General features: G+C 59.3%; 8 protein-coding genes. 2 read left to right on the top strand and 6 right to left on the bottom strand.

Annotated elements, in window-relative coordinates:
- Positions 1 to 153 precede the first annotated feature (153 nt).
- The 4 genes from rplT to thrS form a co-directional block, all read right to left on the bottom strand.
- Positions 154 to 510: a 50S ribosomal protein L20 gene (gene rplT / locus BN1136_RS04280; RefSeq protein WP_010674800.1), complete on the bottom strand. Its 357-nt coding sequence runs from the start codon at positions 508 to 510 to the stop codon at positions 154 to 156.
- 15 nt (positions 511 to 525) lie between these two features.
- Positions 526 to 723: a 50S ribosomal protein L35 gene (gene rpmI / locus BN1136_RS04275; RefSeq protein WP_005300673.1), complete on the bottom strand. Its 198-nt coding sequence runs from the start codon at positions 721 to 723 to the stop codon at positions 526 to 528.
- Between the two features lie 86 nt (positions 724 to 809).
- Positions 810 to 1,340, bottom strand: a complete 531-nt coding sequence (infC, locus tag BN1136_RS04270) for a translation initiation factor IF-3 (protein ID WP_185219337.1) — start codon at positions 1,338 to 1,340, stop codon at positions 810 to 812.
- A 21-nt stretch (positions 1,341 to 1,361) separates the two neighbouring features.
- Complete coding sequence (thrS, locus tag BN1136_RS04265) at positions 1,362 to 3,290, bottom strand: threonine--tRNA ligase (RefSeq protein ID WP_043760337.1); 1,929 nt, start codon at positions 3,288 to 3,290, stop codon at positions 1,362 to 1,364.
- 342 nt (positions 3,291 to 3,632) lie between these two features.
- Between thrS and BN1136_RS04260 the strand changes: the two genes are divergently transcribed.
- A complete protein-coding gene (locus tag BN1136_RS04260; RefSeq protein ID WP_043760335.1) occupies positions 3,633 to 3,845 on the top strand; it encodes a hypothetical protein in 213 nt (70 codons plus the stop codon).
- Positions 3,846 to 3,849: 4 nt separating this feature from the next.
- Here BN1136_RS04260 and BN1136_RS04255 read toward each other — a convergent pair whose 3' ends face one another.
- Complete coding sequence (locus tag BN1136_RS04255) at positions 3,850 to 4,440, bottom strand: tetratricopeptide repeat protein (protein WP_043760333.1); 591 nt, start codon at positions 4,438 to 4,440, stop codon at positions 3,850 to 3,852.
- Between the two features lie 169 nt (positions 4,441 to 4,609).
- Here BN1136_RS04255 and BN1136_RS04250 point away from each other — a divergent pair, with 169 nt between their 5' ends.
- Positions 4,610 to 5,665 carry a PA0069 family radical SAM protein gene (locus BN1136_RS04250; protein ID WP_043760330.1) on the top strand — a complete coding sequence of 352 codons (1,056 nt, stop codon included), beginning with the start codon at positions 4,610 to 4,612 and terminating at the stop codon, positions 5,663 to 5,665.
- Positions 5,666 to 6,045: 380 nt separating this feature from the next.
- Here the strand turns inward: BN1136_RS04250 and gyrA are convergent, their stop codons facing one another.
- Positions 6,046 to 8,793: a DNA topoisomerase (ATP-hydrolyzing) subunit A gene (gene gyrA, locus BN1136_RS04245; RefSeq protein ID WP_043760327.1), complete on the bottom strand. Its 2,748-nt coding sequence runs from the start codon at positions 8,791 to 8,793 to the stop codon at positions 6,046 to 6,048.
- Positions 8,794 to 8,851: the final 58 nt, after the last annotated feature.

Here is an 8,851-nt window from a genome sequence, read left to right as displayed (position 1 = left end):
GCCCCGCCCACCCCCTGAGCACCGCTTAACATGCGATGAGCATGGCCATAAAAACACGGACACGAAAAAGAGAAAGCGAGTTCAAACCGTAAATTACAGATACAAAAAAGGAGGCCGATGGCCTCCTTTTATCATCTATAAAACAGAACCGGATTAAACCAGAGCTGCTTTGGCCTTTTCAACCAGGGCGGTGAAAGCCAGCTTGTCGTGAACGGCGATATCGGACAGGATCTTGCGATCGATCTCGATGGAAGCCTTCTTCAGACCGTCGATCAGACGGCTGTAGGACAGACCGTTCTGACGGGCTGCAGCGTTGATACGCGCAATCCACAGTTGACGGAACTGACGCTTCTTCTGACGACGGTCACGGTAGGCATACTGACCAGCTTTGGTTACCGCTTGTACCGCTACGCGGTAGACACGGGAACGGGCGCCGTAGTAACCCTTGGCGGCTTTCATTACTTTCTTGTGACGAGCGCGAGCGGTCACACCACGTTTAACTCTTGGCATTTTTCACATCCCCCCTTATGCGTACGGCAGACAAGCGACAACACGTTTGTGGTCGGCAGCGGAAACAAAGAACTTCGGTCCCAGCTGACGCTTACGCTTACTGCTCTTCTTGGTCAGGATGTGACGCAGGTGGTTGTGCTTGCACTTGAAGCGACCTGAGCCAGTCTTCTTGAAGCGCTTTGCGGCGCCCCGGTTGGTTTTCATCTTCGGCATTTCATACTCCGCATTGTGAGTGACAACAAAATCGCAAGGCGAACCGACTCATGGAGCAAGCCCCATGAGTCAATTTCTTGTGGGCCTTAAGATTTCTTCTTGGGTGCGAGGACCATCACAGCTTGACGGCCTTCGACTTTCGGGAACGATTCGACTACGGCCAGCTCTTCCAGGTCGTTCTTGACTCGCTCCAGAACCTTGATACCAAGATCCTGGTGGGCCATTTCACGACCACGGAAGCGCAGGGTGACCTTCGCCTTGTCCCCGTCTTCCAGAAAGCGAACCAGGTTGCGTAGTTTTACCTGATAGTCGCCTTCGTCGGTGCCAGGACGGAATTTGATTTCCTTGACCTGGACGACTTTCTGCTTTTTCTTCTGTTCTTTGGTGGTTTTGCTCTTTTCGTAGAGGAATTTGCCGTAATCCATGATCCGGCAAACGGGCGGCTCAGCGTTCGGACTGATCTCGACCAGATCCACTCCGGCCTCAAGGGCCAAGTTCAGAGCATCCTGGATGGAGGTGATGCCAATGGCTTCACCATCCAGGCCAGTCAGACGAACTTCTTTCAGACGGATCTCTTCATTGATCCGGTGAGCGCGGGCTTGCGGTTGCTTGCCCAGTTTTTTTCCGCCTTTTATAGCTTATTCCTCCACTTTCTTTTGTCCGCGGGTCTGAACTTCCTGGGTCAACAGAGCAATCAGCTCTTCAACAGGATAAGAGCCCAGGTCAGCCCCTTTACGAGTACGCACTGCAATCTTGCCGGCTTCTACTTCTTTATCGCCGCAGACCAGCATGAAGGGTACCCGCTTCAAAGTATGCTCGCGGATTTTAAAGCCAATCTTCTCATTTCTCAAGTCCGCTTTTGCGCGAAGGCCCGCATCATTCAATGCTTTGGCAACTTTCACCGCATAATCGGCCTGGTTATCCGTGATATTCATCACCACGGCCTGGGTCGGAGCCAGCCAGGTCGGGAAGAAACCGGCGTACTCTTCAGTCAGGATCCCGATGAAGCGCTCCAGCGAGCCCAGAATGGCGCGGTGGATCATCACGGGCACGTGGCGCTCGTTGTCTTCGCCCACGTAAGTGGCGCCAAGGCGGCCCGGCAGGGCAAAGTCGAGCTGCACGGTACCACACTGCCAGGCACGATCAAGGCAATCGTGCAGGGTGAACTCGATCTTCGGACCGTAGAAGGCTCCCTCGCCCGGCTGCAGGTCGAACTTCAGACCGTTCAGCTCCAGCGCTTCGGCCAGGGCAGCCTCGGCGCGATCCCAGGCTTCGTCGGAGCCGATGCGCTGCTCGGGACGGGTGGAGAGCTTGACCACGATGTTCTCGAAGCCGAAGGTACCGTAGACGTCGTAGACCATGCGGATGCACGCAGACACCTCTTCCATGATCTGCTCTTCGGTACAGAAAATATGGGCATCATCCTGGGTGAAGCCACGTACCCGCATCAGGCCGTGCAGGGAACCGGACGGCTCGTTGCGGTGGCAGGAGCCGAACTCGGCCATGCGCAGCGGCAGATCGCGGTAGGATTTCAGGCCCTGGTTGAAGATCTGCACGTGGCCCGGGCAGTTCATCGGCTTGATGGCGTACTCGCGGTTCTCGGACTGGGTGGTGAACATGGCCTGGGCGTATTTCTCCCAGTGACCTGAACGCTCCCACAGCACGCGATCCATCATGAAGGGACCCTTCACTTCCTGATAGTCGTACTCTTTGAGCTTGCCGCGGATGAAGGTCTCCAGCTCGCGGAAGATGGTCCAGCCGTCGTTGTGCCAGAACACCATGCCAGGCGCTTCTTCCTGCATGTGGTACAGGTCGAGCTGCTTGCCGATCTTGCGGTGGTCGCGCTTGGCGGCCTCTTCGAGGCGCTGCAGATACGCCTTCAGCTGTTTCTTGTCGGCCCAGGCGGTACCGTAGATGCGCTGCAGCATCTTGTTGTTGGAGTCACCGCGCCAGTAGGCGCCGGACATCTTCTGCAGCTTGAAGTGATGGCAGTGACGCATGTTGGGCACGTGCGGGCCGCGGCACATGTCGACGTACTCTTCGTGATGATAGAGACCGGGCTGATCATCACGGGCGATGTTCTGATCCAGGATCTCGACCTTGTAGGTCTCGCCACGGGCTGCGAACACATCGCGCGCTTCCTGCCAGGAGACCTTCTTCTTGACGACGTCGTAATCCTTGGCGGCCAGCGCCAGCATGCGCTCTTCCAGGGCGGCCAGATCTTCCTCGGTCAGGGTGCGGTCGAGATCGACGTCGTAATAGAAACCGTTGTCGATGACGGGACCGATGGCCATCTTGGTCTGGGGCCAGAGCTGCTTGATGGCATGACCCAACAGGTGGGCACAGGAGTGGCGCAGGATGTCCAGACCGTCTTCGTCTTTGGCGGTGATGATGGCCAGGGAGGCATCGGCTTCGATCAGCTCGCAAGCATCCACCAGTTCACCGTTCACCCGGCCGGCAATGCACGCCTTGGCGAGGCCGGGACCGATGTCTGCGGCGACGTCCATGACGGAAACGGCGTGGGGGAATTGACGTTGGCTGCCGTCAGGCAGAGTAATGATTGGCATTCGGTGTTTCCTTAGACAGTGGTGCCCCCTACCAAAGGGCACATGTGAATGAAAAATGTCCTTGAATCTCAAGCTGTTCACGTGAATGTTTCACCGCTCACAATGCGGTTGCTACACACCGTGGTACACACTCTGATGGCTGTGCATGGCTTGCAATTGACAGGTACAGCGAAGGATTGTATCAGACGCGACAACTCAGACAAGTTGTCTTGGCGATTTTGCATACCATGGAAACAGGCCGGACCCAATCATCGGAGGGCGCCGAGGCTGGCACGCCGCCCCGCGAAACCACACGCTGTGCTAGGTTTCCAGTGAGGCGACAGCCCAAGCAAGGAGAGCATGATGTACACCTATGACATTTCGTTTCCGGAGCATGCGGAGAAGATCATCCACCCGGACCACCTGCTGACGACACACTGTCCCGTGCATATCGGGGAGCTGGTGATCCTGAGCGATGGCAGCAAGCGCGAGGTATGCAGCATAGTGCACAGCGCCGAACGCAGTACCCTCTATGTCACCGACGTGACCCCGGGCAAGGTCACCGCCAGCCGCTGACTCGCTAGCCGGCGCTCAACAGAGAGCTGCCGTTGAAATCGAAGGCGCTGCGCCCCTCCTCGGCCAGCGCCATCTCCTGCAACACCTGAAGTGCCATCTTGTTGCCCTTTTGCGAGGCCTGATAGAGCCACTGCTTCGCCTCGGCCATGTCGACACGGCCATTGACCCCCATCAGGTGCAGCACCCCTACCTTCAGCATGGCGGGCACATCACCGTTCTTGGCAGCCAGCTCCATCCAGCGAAACGCCTCGCGCAGATCCCGCGTCACCCCGACGCCCCGCAGATAGACCTCCGCCAGTCGGTATTGACCGAAGGCATCCCCCGCCTCGGCGGACTGACGATAGAGTGCGATGGCGAGGCCCATGTCCTGCTCGCTCCCCTGCCCCACTTCATGGCTCCAGCCCATCAACGCTTGGGCCCTTGGCTGGCCCTCATCCGCCAGAGGCGACCAGATCCGGGTCGCTTCATCAAAGTGCCCTGTCCGCCAGGCACGGTTGGCTGCCGCCATCTCCTGTTCGGTGGAGAGCGGGATCAGACGCCAGATGACCAGGGCGAGGATGGCGATGAAGAGCCAGCGGGAGGTAGTGGGTTTCATAGGGATTTCCGTGATCCAGTTCGCATTTCGTCTATGTAAACGAAATGTAGCAACAGATCAAGCAGGAGATGTCTTGGCGTTACTTCTTTGCCCTGGCCTGGCGGACTTGCAGTTTGACTTTCCTCTCTGCAAAATGACTGTATGAATATACAGCCACCTGGGGAATGAGATGGCAGGACGAGGCAGCAGCCACAATATCGAGCACCGCTTCAGCGGCCCGCAGATCGACGCCGTCGATGATGGCTGGTCATCTACCGAGTGGGAGGCTGCGTTTGAAGCGGGCGTTCCCCGTACCGAGGTGAAAGAAATCACCGCCCGCAGCATCATCAGCTACAACAGCTCGCCGGACGTCCCCTTCGGCCGCTCCATCAATCCCTATCAAGGGTGCGAACACGGCTGCATTTACTGCTATGCCAGACCGAGCCACGCCTACCTCGAGCTCTCTCCGGGTCTCGACTTCGAGACCCGGCTATTTGCCAAGCTCAACGCCGGCGAGCTGCTGCGCCGGGAGTTTGCCAAGCCGAGCTACCAACCCCAAATCATATTCCTCGGGGCCAATACCGACCCCTATCAGCCCATCGAACACCACTATCGCCTCACCCGCCAGCTGCTGGAGGTGATGCTGGCCCATCGCCACCCGGTGGGGATCATCACCAAGAGCGCCATGATCCTGCGCGACCTCGATCTGCTGACGGAGCTGGCCCGGGAAGGGCTCTGCCAGGTGATGGTGTCGGTCACTACCTTGAATGAAACCCTGCGGCGACAGCTGGAGCCAAGGGCCAGCACAGGGGCGGGCCGGCTCAAGGTGATCGAGAAGCTGGCGCTGGCAGGCGTGCCGGTCGGGGTGCTGGCCGCTCCCATGATCCCGCGGCTCAACGAACCCGAGCTTGAACAGATTATCAAGGCCGCCGTGGCCGCCGGGGCAGGTTGCGCAGATTACATCCTGCTGCGTCTGCCCCACGAGCTGACCACCCTCTTCAGCGACTGGCTGGATGAGTACTATCCGGGCCAGAAGGAGGCCATATTGAACCAGCTGAGGGCAAGCCGGGGCGGTGTCTTCAACAGTCCCGCCTTCGGCACCCGCATGCGAGGAGAAGGGCAGTTTGCCGACTTGCTGGCCCAGCGCTTTCGCCTCATCAGCAGGCGGCTGCAACTGGGCAAGCGCCACATCCAGCTGAACCTGGATCGTTTCATCCGCCCGGGCGAGCAACTGCGGCTGTTTTGAGCCTTGCCCTCAACCTCGCGCTCTCGATGGATAAGAATGCACCGGTTTACCCTGCACGATCAGCTCCGCCGGCAGGCGTGAAGGTTCATACGCAACCTCCTCTTCCCCGGCGGGTACATTCTTCCCAGTCTCCTGTCCCCACATCCGGCTCCACCAGATTTCCCACATTACCCAGCTCGTCATAAGATGCTCCTTCGCGGCGGAGGCCGCCGTTGTGATCGCCGACACAGGCAAGATGCCCTGCCCCCATGACAAGGGCATGACGCCCCGATGGCATCTCGGTTGCTACTATGGTGGCTACTGGGCGGGAATGACCGAACGGCGGACATAAAAAAGAGCGACCTGAAGGTCGCTCTTTTTATCGGTTAAAGGGGGAACGATTACTCGTCGCCCGCCTCCCCTTCATCGACGGCACCGGTGTCTGCGGCGGTGTCGGTGCCTTCAGACACCTCCCCCTCGACGGCCAGGGCCTCGGTTTCCTCTTCGTCGCTCTCGGCAACGCGCTGCAAGCCGACCACGGTTTCGTCTTCACCGGTACGGATCAGACGTACACCGCCTGTGTTACGACCGATGACGCTCACCTCGGCAACACGGGTACGCACCAGGGTACCGCCATTGGTGATCAGCATGATCTGGTCGGTATCCTCGACCTGGATCGCATCGATCACCTTGCCGTTGCGTTCATCCACCTTGATGGAGATAACGCCCTGGGTACCACGGCTCTTGGTCGGGTATTCGTCCAGCGCAGTGCGCTTGCCGTAGCCGTTCTCGGTGGCGGTGAGGATAGCCCCTTCGCCGCGCGGCACGATAAGGGAGACTACCTTGTCACCGGCGCCCAGCTTGATGCCGCGCACACCGGCAGCGGTACGGCCCATGGGTCGCACGCCCTTGAAGGTGCCCTTGCTCTCGCTGCCTTCGCCGTTGTCGCTGCCATCATCGTCGTTGCCGGCGTCGTCGTCGGTTTCGACCTCGTCAGTGGCATCGGCATCAGCGCGACCGCTGCCTTCCGCGAAGCGAACAACCTTGCCCGCGTCGGAGAAGAGCATGATCTCGTTGCTGCCATCGGTGATGTCCACCCCGATCAGCTCATCACCCTCTTTGAGGTTGATGGCGCGAATACCGGAGGAGAGCGGACGGCTGAAGTCGGACAGGCTGGTCTTCTTCACAGTGCCGTTGGCGGTGGCGAAGAAGACGTACTTCTCGGCGTCATACTCTTTCACCGGCAGGATGGCGGTGATGCGCTCACCCTCTTCCAGCGGCAACAGGTTGATGATCGGACGACCGCGGGCGCCACGGGACGCCTCCGGCAGCTGATACACCTTGAGCCAGTAGACCTTGCCACGGGTGGAGAAGCACAGAATGGTGTCGTGGGTGTTGGCCACCAGCAGACGCTCCACAAAGTCCTCTTCCTTGATCCGGGTGGCCGACTTGCCACGACCACCGCGGCGCTGGGCCTCGTAGTCGGAGAGCGGCTGATACTTCACATAGCCCTGGTGAGACAGGGTCACGACCACGTCTTCCGGGGTGATCAGATCTTCGATGTTGATCTCGGCACTGGACATGCTGATCTCGGTGCGACGCTCGTCGCCGTACTGCTCGCGCACGGCCAGCAGTTCATCGCGGATCACTTCCATCAGGCGTTCCGGGCTCGCCAGGATGTGCAGCAGCTCGGCGATGAGATCCAGCAGAGATTGATACTCTTCCAGGATCTTCTCGTGCTCGAGGCCGGTCAGCTTGTGCAGACGCAGGTCAAGGATGGCCTGAGCCTGGATCTCGGTCAGGAAGTACTGGCCGTCGCGAATGCCGAACTCCGGCTCCAGCCACTCGGGGCGAGCCGCGTCGTCGCCCGCTTTTTCCAGCATGGCGGCCACGTTGCCGAGTTCCCAACCCTTGGCCACCAGGGCGGCTTTCGCATCCGCCGGGGTCGCACTGTGGCGAATGAGCTCGATGATGGGATCGATGTTGGCCAGAGCCACCGCCAACCCTTCCAGGATGTGCGCCCGATCCCGCGCCTTGCGCAGTTCGAACACGGTCCGGCGGGTCACCACTTCGCGGCGGTGCAGCAGGAAGGCATCCAGGATCTCTTTAAGGTTCATCACCTTGGGCTGGTTGTTGTCCAGCGCCACCATGTTGATGCCGAACGTGGTCTGCATCTGGGTGTGCTTGTAGAGATTGTTCAGCACAATCTCGCCGGACTCGCCGCGCTTGATCTCGATGACGATGCGCATGCCGTCCTTGTCGGACTCATCGCGCAGGGCGCTGATGCCCTCGATCTTCTTCTCTTTGACCAGCTCGGCGATCTTCTCGATCAGACGAGCCTTGTTCACCTGATAGGGGATCTCGTGGACGATGATGGTCTCGCGACCGCTCTTCTCGTCCACTTCCACCTCGGCCTTGGCGCGCACATAGATGGAGCCGCGACCGGTACGGTACGCCTGCACGATGCCGGAACGACCGTTGATGATGCCGCCGGTGGGGAAATCCGGGCCGGTGACATGGGTCATCAGCTCGTCAATGGTGAGGTCGCCGTTTTCGATCAGCGCCAGACAGCCGTTGACAATCTCGGTGAGGTTGTGAGGCGGGATGTTGGTCGCCATGCCCACCGCGATACCGGAGGAGCCGTTGACCAGCAGGGTGGGGACCTTGGTGGGCATGACAGCCGGGATCATCTCGGTGCCGTCGTAGTTCGGCACCCAGTCCACGGTCTCTTTGTCCAGATCGGCCAGCAGCTCGTGGGAGATGCGCGCCATCCGCACTTCGGTGTAACGCATGGCCGCGGCGTTGTCGCCGTCCACCGAACCGAAGTTGCCCTGACCGTCGACCAGCATGTAGCGCATGGAGAAATCCTGCGCCATACGGACGATGGTGTCATACACGGCGCTGTCGCCATGCGGGTGATATTTACCGATTACGTCACCGACCACACGGGCCGATTTTTTATAGGGCTTGTTCCAGTCGTTCCCCAGCTCGTTCATTGCATACAGAACGCGGCGGTGAACCGGTTTCAAGCCATCACGCACATCCGGCAGAGCTCGTCCTACGATCACGCTCATGGCGTAATCCAGATAGGAACTCTTGAGCTCTTCTTCGATGTTGACCGGCGTGATCTCTCTGGCCAGATCGCTCATAGAAAGCCTTAATCCCTAATTAGTTGTTCTTTGGCTTAAACAGCGCGACATGGTAACA

This window comes from Aeromonas taiwanensis (assembly GCF_000820165.1).
GTDB lineage: Bacteria > Pseudomonadota > Gammaproteobacteria > Enterobacterales > Aeromonadaceae > Aeromonas > Aeromonas taiwanensis.
This window is presented reverse-complemented; position numbering and strand designations above follow the sequence as displayed.

Excerpts from the sequence above, each read along its gene's own strand:
- rplT (WP_010674800.1), bottom strand. The coding sequence starts at position 510 with ATGCCAAGAGTTAAACGTGGTGTGACCGCTCGCGCTCGTCACAAGAAA.
- rpmI (WP_005300673.1), bottom strand. The coding sequence starts at position 723 with ATGCCGAAGATGAAAACCAACCGGGGCGCCGCAAAGCGCTTCAAGAAG.
- thrS (WP_043760337.1), bottom strand. The coding sequence starts at position 3,290 with ATGCCAATCATTACTCTGCCTGACGGCAGCCAACGTCAATTCCCCCAC.
- BN1136_RS04260 (WP_043760335.1), top strand. The coding sequence starts at position 3,633 with ATGTACACCTATGACATTTCGTTTCCGGAGCATGCGGAGAAGATCATC.
- BN1136_RS04255 (WP_043760333.1), bottom strand. The coding sequence starts at position 4,440 with ATGAAACCCACTACCTCCCGCTGGCTCTTCATCGCCATCCTCGCCCTG.
- BN1136_RS04250 (WP_043760330.1), top strand. The coding sequence starts at position 4,610 with ATGGCAGGACGAGGCAGCAGCCACAATATCGAGCACCGCTTCAGCGGC.
- gyrA (WP_043760327.1), bottom strand. The coding sequence starts at position 8,793 with ATGAGCGATCTGGCCAGAGAGATCACGCCGGTCAACATCGAAGAAGAG.